This is a genomic window from Variovorax sp. V35 (assembly GCF_041154465.1).
In the GTDB taxonomy this organism is placed as follows: Bacteria; Pseudomonadota; Gammaproteobacteria; order Burkholderiales; family Burkholderiaceae_C; genus Variovorax; species Variovorax boronicumulans.
Window position 1 is genome coordinate 4,905,574 of sequence record NZ_AP028666.1, and the last position, 15,843, is coordinate 4,921,416.

Genomic DNA, 15,843 nt, shown 5'->3' on the forward strand with positions numbered 1-15,843 from the left:
CCGCGCTCAGTCGCCCTGCCCGTCCGCGGGCAGGTAGCGCGCAGCGGCGAAGTCGACAAACGCCCGCACCTTCGGCGACAGGTGCCGGTTCTGCGGATACAGCGCGTACAGGTTCAGCGGTTGCTGGCGGTATTCGGGCAGCACGCGCACCAGGTCGCCGCGCGCCACCTGTGCGCGCACGAGGAACGCGGGTGACGCCGCCAGCCCCGTGCCCGCCAGCGCGGCGCTGCGCAGTACGAGCCCGCTGTTGGCCTGCAGCCGCCCGCCGACATCGACTGTGTGGACGCTGCCGTCCGGCGCGGTGAAGCTGGGCTGCGCGGCCTTCGCGGCCAATGAATAGTTCAGGCAGTCGTGCGCCGCCAGGTCGGCGGGCGTTTGCGGCGTGCCGCGCCGCTGCAGGTAGGCGGGCGACGCCACCCACCACTCCTCGAAGCTCGCAAGGCGCTTGACGATCAGCGTCGAGTCCGAGAGTGCATACGCCAGTCGCAATCCCACGTCGAAGCCCTCTTCGATCAGGTCGACGAAGCGGTCGTTGCACACGAGGTCGACCTTGACCTGCGGGTGCGCGTCGAGAAAAGCCGGCAGCCACTGCGCCAGTTCCTCCAGTCCGAAGGACATCGGCGCGTTGATGCGCAGCAGGCCCGTGGGCTCGACCTGGTGCTGCGCCACGACCAGCGCCGCGGTCTCGACCTGGTCGAGGATCTGCCGCGCGTGCTCGTAGTAGGTCTGGCCCGCCTGCGTGAGCGCGAGGCGGCGCGTGGTGCGATTGAGCAGCTGCACGCCCAGCGCCGTTTCCAGCTGCTTGACGTGGCGCGAGACCACCGTGTGCGACACGTCCATCGCGTCGGCCGCGGCGGTGAAGCCGCCGGCCTCCACGACGGCGCGGAACGCCTTCATGGCCGCGAACTGGTCCATGCGCGAGCGCTGCCGGTTGTCAGTGCGCGCCGGCGGCCGCGTCGCCGCCCGCGCCGCCCTTTTGCGGCCGCGCCAGCCACACCAGCGGAATCAGCAGCAGGAACAGCACCGCCGAGGCATAGAAGATGTCGTTCGTCGCGAGCATGAACGACTGCTGGTCGACCAGCCGGTTGATCTGCCCGAGCACCTGCTCGGAACTGAAGCCGCTGCCAGTCAGCCCCGAGATGGCGCTGGTGGCCGCGCTGTTGCCCGGGTTCACCGACTCCACCAGCTGCGCGTGGTGCAGGGCCGCGCGGCTGTCCCACAGCGTGGTCGCGATCGAGGTGCCCATGGCACCCGCCGTGATGCGCAGGAAGTTCGACAGCCCCGACGCGGCCGGGATGCGGTCGGGCGTGAGGCCCGACAGCGTGATGGTCACGAGCGGAATGAAGAAGAACGCCATCGCGATGCCTTGGATGATCGTCGGGATGATGATCGTCACGAAGTCGGCCTGCGTGTTGAAGTTCGAGCGCATCCACAGCACCAGCGCGAACACCAGGAACGAGAAGGTCGCGTAGCGGCGCGGGTCGATCTTGGACACGGTGAGGCCCACCACCGGCGAGAAGAAGATCGCCAGCAGCCCCACGGGCGCCATGATCATCCCCGCCTGCGTGGCGGTGTAGCCCATCCACTGCTGCAGCCACAGCGGCAGCAGCACCACGTTGCCGAAGAACAGGCCGTAGGCAATGGCCGTGGCCACCGCGCCCGACCAGAAGTTGCGGCGCTTGAACAGCGACAGGTCGACCACCGGGTGCTTGTCGGTCAGCTCCCAGACCAGGAAGAAGGCGAAGCCGACCACGGCCACCACGGCCATCGTGACGATCTCGGCCGAGTGGAACCAGTCGAGTTCCTTGCCCTTGTCGAGCATGAGCTGCAGCGAGCCCACCCACAGCACCAGCAGCGCCAGGCCGATGGCGTCGATCGGCACCTTGTGCGTCTTGCTCTCGCGCTTGTGGTACAGCGTCCAGGTGATGGCCGCGGCCACGATGCCCACCGGGATGTTGATGTAGAAGATCCACGGCCACGAGATGTTGTCGGTGATCCAGCCGCCGAGCAGCGGCCCCATCACGGGCGCGACCAGCGTGGTCATCGACCACATCGCCATGGCCAGGCCGGCCTTGGCCTTCGGGTAGCTCGACAGCAGCAGCGTCTGCGACAGCGGGATCATCGGCCCCGCCACGAAGCCCTGCAGCGCGCGAAACAGGATGAGCGTGGTCATGTTGGGTGCCAGGCCGCACAGCAGCGAAGCGACCATGAACAGGATCACGCTGGCCATGAACAGGCGCACCTGGCCGAAGCGCTGGGTCATGAAACCCGTGAGCGGCACCGCGATGGCGTTGGCCACCGCGAAGCTGGTGATGACCCAGGTGCCTTGCGTGGTGCTCACGCCGAGGTCGCCCGAGATGGCCGGCAGCGACACGTTCGCGATCGACGAGTCGAGCACGTTCATGAAGGTGGCGGCGGACAGCGCGACCGTGCCCCACACGCGGGCGGAGCCCTCGAGCGGGGGGTGCGCGATATAGGCAGGAGCAGCAGTGGCCATGGCGCGAGCTGTGAGGGTTCAGCAGCCGGCGGCGATCAGCCCGGCTGGCCCTGCGTGGCGACGTGCGCGGCCGGCGCAGCGTTGGAGGCCGCCGGACGGCTCACCGCCGCCGTGGGCGTACCGCGGCCGAGGTTGGCGGCCACGATGCGGTCCACCTCGGCGTCGGCACCGCGGTCGAGCTGGCTGTAGACCTGCGTCTGCGCGAAGGCGGTGCTGCGCGGTGCGTCGGCCAGCATCTTGCCGGTCTTCTGCGTGATGTCGATCTCGGCGTCCATCGACAGGCCGATGCGCAGCGGGTTGGCCTTGAGCTGCTCGGGGTCGAGCGCGATGCGCACGGGCACGCGCTGCACCACCTTGATCCAGTTGCCGGTGGCGTTCTGCGCCGGCAACAGCGCAAAGGCGGCGCCGGTGCCCACGCCCAGGCCAGCCACCTTGCCGGTGTACTCGACCTTCTTGCCGTAGACGTCGGCGGTGAGCTTCACGGGCTGGTCGATGCGGATGTTGCGCAGCTGCACTTCCTTGAAGTTGGCGTCGACCCACAGCTGGTGCAGCGGCACGATGGACATCATCGGCGTGCCGGCGGCCACGCGCTGGCCCAGCTGCACGGTGCGCTTGGCGACGTAGCCGTCGACCGGCGCGGGCATGGCCACGCGCTGCGTGGCGAGGTAGGCCTCGCGCACCTTGGCGGCGGCGGCCAGCACGCTCGGGTGCTGGGCCACGCTGGTGCCTTCGGTCAGCGACTGGTTGCTGGCCAGCGCCTCGCGCGCGGCGACCACGCCGGCCTGTGCGGCGGCCAGTGCGCTCTTGGCGTTGGCCAGCTGCGTCTCGGCGTGGTTGAGTTCTTCCTTCGACACGGCGCCGTTGCCCGACAGCGCGCGGCGGCGCTGCAGGTCGTCCTGCGCCTTGGCGATGTCGCTCTGGGCCTTGGCGATGTCGCTCTGGCGCAGCGTGACCTGCGCGGCCAGCGAACCGTTGTTCGCGTACAGCGTGCGCACCTGGCGCACGGCCTGCGCGAGCGCGGCCTCGGCCTGCTCGAGCGCGACCTTGGCATCGGCCGGGTCGAGCTGCACCAGCGGCTGGCCGGCCTTCACGAAGTCGGTGTCGTCGGCGCCGATAGCCATGACGGTGCCGCCGATCTGCGGCGTGATCTGGATGACGTTGCCCTGCACGTAGGCGTTGTCGGTGTTCTCGTAATGGCTGGCGACCAGCCATTCGTACAGGCCCCAGCCGCCGCCGGCGACCAGCACCACGGCGGTGAGCGCGGTGAGTGCGCGGCGGCGCTTGCCGTTGCTAGCAGGCGCCTCGGGCGCTGCGGTGGGGGGCACGGGGGAAGCGGATGTCGGAGTGTTGTTATCGCTCATGATGGAGTTCTTTCCGAAGAAGGCGGATCAGCAAATCAGTTCTGGGTGGCGGCCGTCGGCGCCGACGCCGTCGCGGTGGCCGGCGGCTGCCAGCCGCCGCCCAGGGCGCGTGCCAGGCCCACCTGCGTGTCGAGGGCGCGGGCCGCCAGGTCGACCGCGAGGCGGCGCTGGGCCAGCACGGCGGTTTCGGCGGTCAGCACGTTGAGGTAGTTGCCCAGGCCGGCGCGGTAGCGCTGCACGGCAATGTCGTAGGCGCCTTCGGCGGCCGTCTGCGCGGCGCGCTGTTCGGTCTGCTGGCGCGTGATCGACTGCGCGCTCGACACCTGGTCGGCCGCGTCGCGCACGGCATCGAGCACGGTGGCGTTATAGCTTTCGATGGCCACGTCGAGGTCGGCCGACTTGCCGCGCAGGTTGGCGCGCAGGCGCCCGCCCTCGAAGATCGGCAGGTGGATGGCCGGGCCCACGCCCCACTGCTCGCTGCCCGACTTGAGCAGCTTGCCGAAGCCCAGGCTCTGGAAGCCGGCAAAGGCCGTGAGGTTCACGTTGGGATAGAACTGGGTCTTCGCATTGGCCACGTCGCTGGTGGCCGCTTCGACGCGCCAGCGCGCGGCGGCGATGTCGGCGCGGCGGCCCAGCAGGTCGGCCGGGATGTTCGCCTGCAGCGCCATCGGCTTCACGCCCGCGAGCACCGGCGGCTTGAGCGAGGCCGACACGTTGGGCTGGCCCACGAGCGCATCGAGCGCGTGCTGCTGCAGCGCGATCTGCTCGTTGAGCGCTTCGATCTGCTGGCGGGCTTCGGGCAGGCCGCCTTCGCTCTGGCGCAGTTCGAGGCGGGTGTCGAGGCCGGCCGAGACGCGGTCGCGCACCAGCTTGAAGGTCTCGTCGCGCTGGGCCAGCGTGCGCTTGGCCACTTCGACCTGTTCGTTCAGGCGCGCCCACTGGAAGTAGCTGCGCGCCACGTTGCTCGCGAGCAGCACGCGCGCGGCATCGGCGTCGGCTGCGGCGGCATTGGCCGCGCCGAGGGCGGTGTCGAGCGCGCTGCGGTTCTTGCCGAAGAAATCGAGCTCCCAGCTCGCGCCGAGCTGCAGCAGGCCGATGTTCTGCGTCGAGCCGCCCAGCGGCGCCGGGTAGATGTAGTTGCTGTTGAACTTCTGGCGGTTCAGGTTCAGGTCGGCGCCGACCTTGGGCAGCAGCGCCGCGCCGGCGATGTCCGCCGAGGCCTGGGCGCGCACGAGGCGCGCACGCGCGACCTGCAGGTTCGGGTTGCCGGCCACGGCCTGGTCGACCAGCGCATTGAGCTGGCTGTCGCCGAAGGCCTGCCACCACTGGCTGTCCAGGCTGGGCACGTTGGCGCGCGCGGGGTCGGCCGCGATGCCGAGCGTGGATGCATCGCGCAACTTCGCGTGCGAGCCGATGCCGGCCATGTCGGCGCAACCGGCGAGCGCGACCACCGCCAGCGCGGCGGCCACGACGGGCGTGCGGCGCAGCGCGCGCACGGCGAAAGACTCAGTCATTCTTCTCTCCACGGGCCGCGAGGCCCTGTGCGTTGTCGAGGATGCGGCGCAAGTAGTCCTTGAGCTGCTCCCATTCTTCGAGGCTGAAACCGGCCAGGTACTCGTTCTGCACCCGGCTCAGCACATAGGGCACTTCCTTCGCGGCCGCACGGCCTTCGTCGGTGAGTTCGATGTTGACCACGCGGCGGTCTTCGAGCGAGCGCACGCGCCGGCACAGGCCCTTGGCCTCGAGGCGGTCGAGCAGGCGCGTCATGGCGCCGGTGTCGAGCTCGCAGGCGCGGGCCAGTTCGGCCACGGTGGTGGCGGCGCCGACGTGCAGCTTGTACAGCGGCACCCACTGCGGGTAGGTGGGGCTGCCGGGCTCGCACATGCGCGTGCCGACGGTCTGGCCCACGGACGTGACGATGCGGCGCATCAGGTAGCCGATGCTCTCTTCGGCGCGGTAGTCCTCGGCGCGATAGAAGTCAGCCGGCGGGCGCACGGCCTCGTCGGGCGTCGGAGGAACCGGGGAAATGGGGGCATCGCTCATGGCCCAAATATTAGTTGTCATGGCAATTACTGTCAAGGCGACCTTTGTGGGGGCAAGGGCTCGGTAGAATTCGCGCCCATGGCTTCTTCCCCTCCGTCGTCCTCCGCAGCCAAGGGCTCGCCCCGCTCGCTGTCGGGGTTGCGCCCCTTCCTTCGCCCCTACCGCGTGCAGATCGTTCTGGCGGGGGTCTTCCTGGTGATGGCGGCCGTCACGACGCTGGCTTTTCCTATCGCCCTGCGCAGCCTGATTGACGGCGGCCTGGTCAGCGCCGACAAGGGCGCCCAGACCATGGCGCTGCGCGAGCACTTCGGCGCCCTCTTCGCGGTGGCCGTGGCGCTCGGCCTGTTTTCGGCCGCGCGCTTCTACACGGTGAGCTGGCTCGGCGAGCGCGTCACGGCCGACCTGCGCAACGCGGTCTACGGCCACGTGCTGCAGCAGAGCCCGGCCTTCTTCGAGACCACGCAGACCGGCGAGGTGCTGTCGCGCCTCACGGCCGACACCACGCTGGTGCAGACGGTCGTCGGCTCATCGCTGAGCATGGGCCTGCGCAACGCCGTCATGGGCGTGGGCGCGCTGGCGGTGCTGGTCTGGACCAACCCCTATGTGATGGTGCAGGTGCTGGGCATCCTGGTGCTGGTGGTGCTGCCGAGCATGTGGTTCGGCCGCCGCGTGCGCAAGCTGTCGCGCGCCAGCCAGGACCGCGTGGCCGACTCGAGCGCCATCGCGGCCGAGGTGCTGAATGCGATTCCCGTGGTGCAGAGCTACACGGCCGAAGGCCGCGAGGCCGACCGCTTCAACAGCTCGACCGAGAACGCCTTCCACACCGCCGTGCGCCGCACGCGCGCGCGCTCGGTGCTGGTGGCCTTCATCATCATCGCCACCTCGGCCGCCCTGCTCTGGGGCCTGTACGAAGGCACGCAGGCCGTGCTGCGCGGCGACATCACGGCCGGCCACCTGGGCCAGACCGTGGTCTACGTGGCGATCCTGGCGAGCGCCACCGCGGTGCTCGGCGAGGTGTACGGCGACCTGCTGCGCGCGGCCGGCGCCACCGAGCGCCTGATGGAACTGCTGCACGCACCGACGGCCATCGCCTCGCCCGCACGGCCGGCAGTCGCGCCGGTTCCCGCCGCGGGCAGCGCGATCCGCTTCGACGCGATCACCTTCCACTACCCTTCGCGGCCGGGCACGCCGGCGCTGCGCGACTTCAGCCTGGACATCGCGCCGGGCGAGACCTTGGCGCTGGTGGGATCGAGCGGCGCGGGCAAGAGCACGGTGTTCCAGTTGCTGCTGCGCTACTACGACCCGCAGTCGGGCCGCATCGTGCTCGACGGTGCGTCGCTGGACGCGCTTGCGCTGCACGACCTGCGCACCCGCATCGGCCTCGTGCCGCAGGACGCGGTGATCTTCTCGGCCAGCGCCTTCGAGAACATCCGCTACGGCCGGCCCGACGCCAGCGCCGAGGAGGTGCACGCCGCGGCGCGCGCCGCCTTCGCGCACGACTTCCTGCAGGCCCTGCCCGAGGGCTACGACACCTTCCTGGGCGAACGCGGCGTGCGGCTGTCGGGCGGCCAGCGCCAGCGCATCGCGATCGCGCGGGCCATCCTGAAGAACCCGCCGCTGCTGCTGCTGGACGAAGCCACCAGCGCGCTCGACGCCGAGAGCGAACGCATGGTGCAGGCCGCGCTGGAATCGGCGATGGAAAACCGCACCACGCTCGTGATCGCCCACCGCCTGGCGACCGTGCAGAAGGCCGACCGCATCATCGTGCTGGACCACGGCGGCATCGTCGAACAGGGAACGCACGCGGCGCTGGTGGCGCAAGGCGGCGTGTACGCGCGGCTGGCCGCGCTGCAGTTCACGGCCTGACCCGATCGGGCCAGTCGGTCAGTTACTGCAGGGTTTCTTTGAGCGCCGCCGGGATCGGCAGCGCCATCACCGGAATGCCTTCGTCGAGCAGCGCCTCCGTCTGCTCCGGCGTGGCCTGGCCGCGGATGCCACGCTCGGCGGTTTCGCCGTAGTGCATCTTGCGCGCCTCGTCGGCAAAGCGGTCGCCGACGTCTTCGGTCTTGGCCAGCACTTCGCGCACGGCGCGCATCCAGCGGGCTTCGGGTGAAGTCGAAGATGCCGATACCTGCGTGGAAGGCGATGCAGGCGCCGACGGCGCGCGGGCCGTGTCGCCGCGCCCTTCTTCCTTCGGCGCCTTGGCGTTGCTCAGGTTCAGGCGGGGCGCACTCAGCAGCTTGACGATGGCGGTGTCGCCACAGACCGGGCACTCGACGAGGCCGCTGGCGAGCTGGCTGTCGAACGCCTCGTTGGACGCGAACCAGCCCTCGAAGCCGTGGCCGTGCGTGCAGCGGAGATCGAGGACCTTCATGCGCGGATTATCCCGCGCCGCCTTGCGAGGCTGCGGCCTGCCAATCCAGTGCCCATGCGCCCGACAGGACGTTCTGCAGCCACAGGGCGCAGGTGAGCGTCTTCGCGTCGGTCACGGTGCCGTCGCGGCACCAGCCGATGAGCTCCTGCGGCGTGGCGGTGAACACGTCGAGAAACTCGCCGTGGTCGAGCTGGCGCTCGCCCAGCGAGAGGCCGCGTGCGAAGTAGATGTGGATGATTTCGGTCGAGTACGCCACCGCCAGGTGCGTGGCGCCGGCATGCGCCCATTCGCGCGCGGAGTAGCCGGTTTCCTCGAGCAGTTCGCGCTGACCGCACAGCAGCGGATCTTCGCCGGCGTCGAGCTTGCCCGCGGGAAACTCGACGATCACGCGGTCCACCGGGTAACGGAACTGGCGCTCCAGCACCACGCGGCCGTCATCGAGCAGCGGAATCACCACCACCGCGCCGGGGTGCACCACGTACTCGCGCGTGGCGCTGTGGCCGTCGGGCAGGCGGATGGTGTCGCGCTTGGCATGCAGGAACTTGCCCTTGAAGAGCTCTTCGCTGCTGACGAGCGCTTCCTTCAGATGCGAATCGGTGGCGGAAGAAGTCATGTCGGTCAGTGCCTGTGCTTCATCAGGTAGCGCCAGGTGAACCCCGGGAAGGCCAGCACGACGAACAGCGAGGCCGTCACCGCGTAGAACTCCCAGCCCTGGGCGGCGATCTGCCCTGCCCTGCGCTCGAACAGCAGGCCGATGCCGCCGGCAATGAAATACAGCACCACCAGTTCGCCGAAGCGGATGGCGAGCGACTTGTGCGCGGTCGACAGCGGCACCGCCCCGAACAGGCGCTCATTCAGGAACGGCAGGTTGGCGGCCACCAGGGCCACCAGCAGCACCACCCAGACCGACGCGGTTTGCGACACCGTGTTGCGGACCGCGTCAGTGGGCCAGCGTGGCCGCGATGGCGTCGTAGCACAGCGTCATCAGACCGCCGGGCAGCACGCCAAGAATCAGGATCAGCGCGCCGTTGATCGTGAGCACGGTGCGCACGTCGAACGAGGCCGACACGGTGGTCGCCGTGACGGGCGCGTCGAAGTACATGACCTTGACCACGCGCAGGTAGTAGAACGCGCCGATCAGCGAGGTGATCACGGCGAACACCGCCAGGCCGATGTAGATGGCGGCGCCCGAGGCGATCAGCGCCTGCAGCACGGCCAGCTTGGCGTAGAAGCCGACCAGCGGCGGCAGGCCGGCCAGCGAGAACATCGCGATGGCCATCACGCCGGCGTACAGCGGGCTGCGCTGGTTCAGGCCGGCCAGGTCGGTGATCTCTTCGCTTTCGAAGCCTTCGCGCGCCAGCAGCAGGATGATGCCGAAGCTCGCCAGCGTGGTCAGCACGTAGGTCACGACGTAGAACATCGCGGCGCTGTAGGCGGCCTGCGCGTTCTGCGTGCCCTGCAGGTCGGAACCCGCCACCAGGCCCAGCAGCATGAAGCCCATCTGCGCGATGGTCGAGTAGGCCAGCATGCGCTTGAGATTGCTCTGCGCGATGGCAGCCAGGTTGCCGATCACCAGCGACGCCACCGCCAGCACGGCCAGCATCTGCTGCCAGTCGATGGCCAGCGGCTGCAGGCCGTCGACCAGCAGGCGGATGATGATGCCGAAGGCAGCCAGCTCGGGCGCGGCGCCGATCAGCAGCGTGATCGCCGTCGGCGCGCCCTGGTAGACGTCGGGCACCCACATGTGGAACGGTGCGGCACCGACCTTGAACGCCAGGCCGGCCACGATGAAGACCAGGCCGAACACCAGCACCTGGTGGTTCACCTTGCCGGTCGAGATCGCCTTGAACACTTCGTTCAGGTCGAGCGAGCCGGTGGCGCCGTACATCATCGACAGGCCGTACAGCAGGAAGCCGCTGGCCATGGCGCCGAGCACGAAGTACTTCATGGCGGCTTCGCTGGCCACCGCGTTGTCGCGGCGCAGCGCCACGAGCGCGTAGCTCGACAGCGTGAGCAGTTCCAGGCCGAGGTAGATCAGCAGGAAGTTGCTGCCGCCGATCATCACGAACATGCCCAGCAGGGCCAGCATGCTGATCGTGAACATCTCGCCGCCACGCAGCATCTCGCGGTCGGCCGCGTAGGGCCGGCCGTAGACCAGCGTGACCATCAGGGCCAGCGAGGCGAAGCACTTGAGCCAGTTGCCCATCGTGTCGCTCACAACCATGCCGCCGAAGCCGTAGGAGGTCTTGCCGCCGACAGCGGCCAGGCCCGTGAGCACAGCCACCGCCGCCAGCGTGAGCAGCGTCAGGATGTAGGTGCGGGTGCGGCGCGGGCTCGTGTCCGACAGGTCGACCAGCGCAATGATGCAGGCCATGACCAGCAACACGATTTCGGGGTAGATCGTCACCCAGCTGAGTTTGTCAATCATCTCGTTCTCTTCTTCAGCGTGGCATCAGACGGGCAGCTTCGAAATCGCCACGTGGCGCAGAAGCTCGACGACGGAGGCATCCATCGCGTCGGTGAAAGGCTTCGGATACAGGCCCATCCACAGCACGGCGATCGCCAGCAGCGAGAGCATCAGGAATTCGCGGGCGTTGATGTCCTTCAGTTCCTTGACGTGGTCGTTGCCGACCGGGCCCAGGTACACGCGCTTGTACATCCACAGGGTGTAGGCAGCGCCGAAGATCAGTGCGGTGGCAGCGCCCAGGCCGACCCAGAAGTTGGCCTTGACGGCGCCCAGGATCACCATCCATTCACCCACGAAACCGGCGGTGCCCGGCAGGCCGCAGTTGGCCATGGCGAACAGCAGCGCGAACGCGGCGAACTTGGGCATGGTGTTGACCACGCCGCCGTAGTCGGCGATCTGGCGCGAGTGCACGCGGTCGTACAGCACGCCGATGCCCAGGAACATGGCGCCCGACACGAAGCCGTGGGCAATCATCTGCACGATGCCGCCGGACACGCCGAGCTCGTTGAAGATGAAGAAGCCCAGCGTCACGAAGCCCATGTGGGCGACCGACGAATACGCCACCAGCTTCTTCATGTCCTGCTGCACCAGCGCCACCAGGCCCACGTAGATCACGGCGATGAGCGACAGCGCGATCATGAGCCAGGCCCACTCGTGCGAAGCGTCAGGCGCGATGGGCATCGAGAAGCGCAGGAAACCGTAGGCACCCAGCTTCAGCATGATCGCGGCCAGCACGGCCGAACCGCCCGTGGGGGCCTCGACGTGCACGTCGGGCAGCCAGGTGTGGACCGGCCACATCGGCACCTTGACGGCGAAGGCCGCGAAGAAGGCGAAGAACAGGAAGGTCTGCGCGGTCGAACCCAGCGGCAGCTTGTGCCAGCTCAGGATGTCGAAGCTGCCGCCCGACTTGTTGTACAGGAAGATCAGCGCGACCAGCATCAGCAGCGAGCCGAGCAGCGTGTACAGGAAGAACTTGAACGCCGCGTAGATCTTGTTCGGGCCGCCCCAGATGCCGATGATCAGGTACATCGGGATCAGCGTGGCTTCGAAGAACACGTAGAACAGGATGCCGTCGAGCGCCGAGAACACGCCGATCATGAACCCCGACAGGATCAGGAACGCGCCCATGTACTGGTTCACGCGCTCGGTGATCACTTCCCAGGCCGAGATCACGACCACGACCGTGATGAACGAGGTCAGCAGCACCAGCCACAGCGACATGCCGTCGATGCCCAGGTGGTAGTTGACGTTGAAGCGCGAGATCCAGCTCGTCTTCTCGACGAACTGCATCGCGGCGGTTCCGTTCTGGAAGCGCGTGAACAGCGGCACCGTGACCAGGAAGCTCACGATGGCACCGACGAGCGCGACCCAGCGCACGCCCTTGGCGTGCTCGTCGCGGCCAAACGCCAGCAGCACGGCGCCGAATGCGATCGGCACCCAGATGGCAAGGCTCAACAAACCCATTTTTCTTTTTCTCCAGCGTTCGGGCTCAACGTTTGAACCAGACGAAGTACGTCATCAGGATGAAGATGCCCAGCAGCATCGCGAAGGCGTAGTGGTAGATGAAGCCCGACTGCAGCCAGCGCACGACGCCGGCCACGCGACCCACCACCTTCCAGGAACCGTTGACGAGCGCGCCGTCGATCAGCGCCTGGTCGCCGCCCTTCCACAGGCCCGTGCCGAGCAGGCGCGCACCGCGGGCGAGGATGTTCTCGTTGATCCAGTCGAGGTAGTACTTGTTCTCGAGCAGGTTGTAGATCGGGCTGAAGGCGCGCTTGATGGCGGCCGGCAGTGCCGGGTTCATCATGTACATGTAGTACGACAGCGCCACGCCGGCCAGTGCCAGCCAGAACGGTGCGGTCTGCAGGCCGTGGATCGCCATGGCGACCGGGCCGTGGAAGGCTTCCTTGAGCTCGCCCATCGCGTGGTGCTTGGCACCGTCGACGAAGATCGCGTCCTTGAAGAAGCTGCCGAACAGCATCGGGTCGATGGTCATGAAGCCGATCACCACCGAGGGGATCGCCAGCAGCACCAGCGGCAGCCAGACCACCATCGGCGATTCGTGCGGCTTGTGGGCGTCGTGGCCGTGGCCATGGTCGTCGTGTCCGTGCGCGTCGTGCGCATGGTCGTCGTGGTGTGCGTCCGGGTTCTGGTCGTAGCGTTCCTTGCCGTGGAAGACCAGGAAGTACATGCGGAACGAGTAGAACGCCGTCACGAACACGCCGGCCAGCACCGCGTAGTAGGCGAACTGCGCACCCCACAGGTGGCTTTCATGCACGGCCTCGATGATGCTGTCCTTCGAGTAGAAGCCCGAGAAGAACGGCGTGCCGATCAGCGCGAGCGAACCCAGCAGCGAGGTGATCCAGGTGATCGGCATGTACTTGCGCACGCCGCCCATCCAGCGGATGTCCTGGTTGTGGTGCATGCCGATGATCACCGAGCCTGCGCCGAGGAACAGCAACGCCTTGAAGAACGCGTGCGTCATCAGGTGGAACACCGCGACCGAGTAGGCCGAGGCACCGAGCGCCACCGTCATGTAGCCCAGCTGCGAGAGCGTGGAGTACGCGACCACGCGCTTGATGTCGTTCTGGATGATGCCCAGGAAGCCCATGAACAGCGCGGTGATGGCACCGATCACGAGGATGAAGCTCAAGGCCGTGTCGCTCAGCTCGAACAGCGGCGACATGCGCGCCACCATGAAGATGCCGGCCGTCACCATGGTCGCCGCGTGGATCAGCGCCGAGATGGGGGTCGGGCCTTCCATCGAGTCGGGCAGCCACACGTGCAGCGGGAACTGGGCGCTCTTGCCCATCGCGCCGATGAACAGGCAGATGCAGATCACCGTGATGAGCATCCACTCGGTGCCCGGGAAGGTGATGCCGGCCAGCGTGTGGGCCTTGGCGAAGGCCTCGCCGTAGTTCAGCGTGCCGGCGTAGGCGGCGATCAGGCCGATGCCCAGGATGAAGCCGAAGTCGCCCACGCGGTTGACCAGGAAGGCCTTCATGTTCGCGAAGATGGCCGTGGGCTTGTTGAACCAGAAGCCGATCAGCAGGTACGACACCAGGCCCACCGCCTCCCAGCCGAAGAACAGCTGGAGCATGTTGTTGCTCATGACGAGCATCAGCATCGAGAAGGTAAAGAGCGAGATGTACGAGAAGAAGCGGTTGTAGCCGTCGTCTTCTTCCATGTAGCCGATGGTGTAGATGTGGACCATCAGCGACACGAAGGTCACGACGCACATCATCATGGCCGTGAGGCCATCGACCAGGAAGCCGACTTCCATCTTCAGGCCACCGACCATCATCCATTCGTAGATGGTCTGGTTGAAGCGGGCACCGTCGACGATGACCGACTTCAGCGTCATCGCCGAGATCACGAAGGCGACGAACACGCCCAGGATGGTCAGCGAATGCGTGACCTTGCGGCCGATGTGGTTGCCGCCGAACTTCGTGCCGAACAAGCCGGCAAGTGCGGCGCCGACCAGGGGTGCCAGCGGCACGGCCAGCAAGGTGGATGCGGAAAGGGTTGCGCTCATACTGCTGTCAACCCTTGAGCGAGTTGAGTTCGTCGACGTTGATGTTGGACTTGTTGCGGAACAACAGGACCAGCAGCGCCAGGCCGATGGCCGATTCGGCCGCCGCCACCGTCAGGATGAAGAACACGAAGATCTGGCCGTGCATGTCGCCCAGGTAGTGCGAGAAGGCCACGAAGTTCATGTTGACCGCCAGCAGCATCAGTTCGATGGCCATCAGCAGCACGATCAGGTTCTTGCGGTTCAGGAAGATGCCGATCACCGACAGCGCGAAGAGCATCGCGCCGAGCGAGAGAAAGTGTCCGAGCGTGAGCGTCATGCCTTGTTTTCCTTTGCAGCGGCATCCGCTGCCGGGGCCTCAACCACCGGCTCGGCCGCACGCGTGACGGGCATCTGCACGATGCGCACGCGGTCGCGCGCCTTCACGCGCACCTGGTCCGACGGGTTGACGTACTTGCTGTCCTTGCGGGTGCGCAGCGTCAGTGCAATGGCGGCAATGATGGCCACCAGCAGGATGACCGCGGCGATTTCCAGCGGGTAGAGGTATTCGGAATACAGCAGCTTGCCCAGCTCGAGCGTGTTCGAGCTGTTGGGCGAGGTCGTCGCCATGGCGCGCGGGCCTTCGCCCAGGCGGAAGCCGCCCATGAGCACGGCGGCCATTTCGAGCGCGATGAGCGCGCCGATGCCTGCCGCCAGCGGGAAGTGCTTCCAGAAGCCCTCTCGCAGGCCGTCGACGTCGATGTCCAGCATCATCACGACGAACAGGAACAGCACCATCACGGCGCCGACGTACACCAGCACGAGCGAGATCGCCAGGAACTCGGCGCGCAGCAGCAGCCAGATGGCCGAGGCCTGGAAGAAGGCCAGCACCAGATACAGCGCGGCGTACACGGGATTGCGGGAGGTGATGACGCGGAAGGCTGCAAACAGCAGCACCGCGGCAAACAGATAGAACAGACCGGTCTTGACGTCCATTGGAATTCGATTGGTACGGGTTTCGAGCGGAGCCGGCTCAGCGGTACTTGGCGTCGGCCGCCTTGTTCGCCGCGATTTCTTTTTCGTAGCGGTCGCCCACGGCCAGCAGCATGTCCTTGGTGAAGTACAGGTCGCCGCGCTTTTCGCCGTGGTATTCGAAGATGTGCGTCTCGACGATCGAGTCGACCGGGCAGCTCTCTTCGCAGAAGCCGCAGAAGATGCACTTGGTCAGGTCGATGTCGTAGCGCGTGGTGCGGCGCGAGCCGTCGTCACGCACGTCGGATTCGATCGTGATCGCCAGTGCGGGGCACACGGCCTCGCAGAGCTTGCAGGCGATGCAGCGCTCTTCGCCGTTCTCGTAGCGGCGCAGTGCGTGCAGGCCACGGAAGCGCGGCGACAGCGGCGTCTTCTCTTCGGGGAACTGGACGGTGATCTTGCGCGCGAAGGCGTACTTGCCCGTGATGGCCAGGCCCTTGAACAGTTCGAACAGCATGAAGCTGCCCAGGAAGTCCTTGAGCGAGAACGGTGCGGAGGCCAGCTTGGAGGTGCGTCCGAGCCCTCCGGCGGTGTGTGAAGCAGTCATGATGTCGTCGC

The 15,843-nt window shown here is 67.4% G+C and carries 15 protein-coding genes; 1 reads left to right on the top strand and 14 read right to left on the bottom strand.

Going from position 1 to position 15,843, the window contains the following annotated elements; genetic code table 11:
• Positions 1-6 precede the first annotated feature (6 nt).
• From ACAM42_RS22540 to ACAM42_RS22560, 5 genes are read right to left on the bottom strand one after another with little or no spacing between them, the layout of a single operon-like run.
• Positions 7-915: a LysR family transcriptional regulator gene (locus tag ACAM42_RS22540; RefSeq protein ID WP_369629475.1), complete on the bottom strand. Its 909-nt coding sequence runs from the start codon at positions 913-915 to the stop codon at positions 7-9.
• A 19-nt stretch (positions 916-934) separates the two neighbouring features.
• Positions 935-2,497 (bottom strand): DHA2 family efflux MFS transporter permease subunit, encoded by a 1,563-nt coding sequence (locus ACAM42_RS22545; RefSeq protein WP_062474087.1) that lies wholly within the window; start codon positions 2,495-2,497, stop codon positions 935-937.
• 35 nt (positions 2,498-2,532) lie between these two features.
• Positions 2,533-3,858, bottom strand: coding sequence for an efflux RND transporter periplasmic adaptor subunit (locus ACAM42_RS22550; protein WP_369629476.1), 1,326 nt, complete (start codon positions 3,856-3,858; stop codon positions 2,533-2,535).
• A gap of 35 nt (positions 3,859-3,893) precedes the next feature.
• Positions 3,894-5,372 (bottom strand): efflux transporter outer membrane subunit, encoded by a 1,479-nt coding sequence (locus ACAM42_RS22555; protein WP_369629477.1) that lies wholly within the window; start codon positions 5,370-5,372, stop codon positions 3,894-3,896.
• Positions 5,365-5,901 (bottom strand): MarR family winged helix-turn-helix transcriptional regulator, encoded by a 537-nt coding sequence (locus ACAM42_RS22560; RefSeq protein WP_159271080.1) that lies wholly within the window; start codon positions 5,899-5,901, stop codon positions 5,365-5,367. The genes ACAM42_RS22555 and ACAM42_RS22560 overlap by 8 nt, the downstream gene beginning before the upstream one ends.
• 78 nt (positions 5,902-5,979) lie before the next feature.
• On the opposite strand from ACAM42_RS22560, the gene ACAM42_RS22565 reads away from it, so the two are divergent.
• Positions 5,980-7,767, top strand: a complete 1,788-nt coding sequence (locus ACAM42_RS22565) for an ABC transporter transmembrane domain-containing protein (protein ID WP_369629478.1) — start codon at positions 5,980-5,982, stop codon at positions 7,765-7,767.
• A gap of 22 nt (positions 7,768-7,789) precedes the next feature.
• Here ACAM42_RS22565 and ACAM42_RS22570 read toward each other — a convergent pair whose 3' ends face one another.
• Genes ACAM42_RS22570 through nuoI form a run of 9 tightly spaced genes read right to left on the bottom strand, consistent with a single transcriptional unit; the run spans position 7,790 to position 15,832 of the window.
• Positions 7,790-8,275 carry a DUF1178 family protein gene (locus ACAM42_RS22570; RefSeq protein WP_369629479.1) on the bottom strand — a complete coding sequence of 162 codons (486 nt, stop codon included), beginning with the start codon at positions 8,273-8,275 and terminating at the stop codon, positions 7,790-7,792.
• A gap of 7 nt (positions 8,276-8,282) precedes the next feature.
• The gene (locus ACAM42_RS22575; protein WP_369629480.1) at positions 8,283-8,888 is read right to left on the bottom strand and encodes an NUDIX domain-containing protein; all 606 of its coding nucleotides are present in this window, start codon (positions 8,886-8,888) and stop codon (positions 8,283-8,285) included.
• A gap of 5 nt (positions 8,889-8,893) precedes the next feature.
• Positions 8,894-9,199, bottom strand: a complete 306-nt coding sequence (locus ACAM42_RS22580; RefSeq protein ID WP_062475381.1) for a DUF2818 family protein — start codon at positions 9,197-9,199, stop codon at positions 8,894-8,896.
• Between the two features lie 16 nt (positions 9,200-9,215).
• A complete protein-coding gene (nuoN, locus tag ACAM42_RS22585; RefSeq protein WP_062475383.1) occupies positions 9,216-10,703 on the bottom strand; it encodes an NADH-quinone oxidoreductase subunit NuoN in 1,488 nt (495 codons plus the stop codon).
• 24 nt (positions 10,704-10,727) lie between these two features.
• Complete coding sequence (locus ACAM42_RS22590) at positions 10,728-12,206, bottom strand: NADH-quinone oxidoreductase subunit M (protein WP_062475386.1); 1,479 nt, start codon at positions 12,204-12,206, stop codon at positions 10,728-10,730.
• Positions 12,207-12,231: 25 nt separating this feature from the next.
• Positions 12,232-14,277, bottom strand: coding sequence for an NADH-quinone oxidoreductase subunit L (gene nuoL / locus ACAM42_RS22595; RefSeq protein WP_095746056.1), 2,046 nt, complete (start codon positions 14,275-14,277; stop codon positions 12,232-12,234).
• Positions 14,278-14,284: 7 nt separating this feature from the next.
• The gene (gene nuoK, locus ACAM42_RS22600) at positions 14,285-14,593 is read right to left on the bottom strand and encodes an NADH-quinone oxidoreductase subunit NuoK (protein ID WP_007837741.1); all 309 of its coding nucleotides are present in this window, start codon (positions 14,591-14,593) and stop codon (positions 14,285-14,287) included.
• Entirely contained in the window at positions 14,590-15,249 is a 660-nt protein-coding gene (locus ACAM42_RS22605; protein ID WP_062475392.1) for an NADH-quinone oxidoreductase subunit J, read from the bottom strand. The genes nuoK and ACAM42_RS22605 overlap by 4 nt, the downstream gene beginning before the upstream one ends.
• Positions 15,250-15,286: 37 nt before the next feature.
• On the bottom strand, positions 15,287-15,832 hold the full coding sequence (nuoI, locus tag ACAM42_RS22610; RefSeq protein ID WP_062475395.1) for an NADH-quinone oxidoreductase subunit NuoI: 546 nt from the start codon (positions 15,830-15,832) through the stop codon (positions 15,287-15,289).
• Positions 15,833-15,843 lie beyond the last annotated feature (11 nt).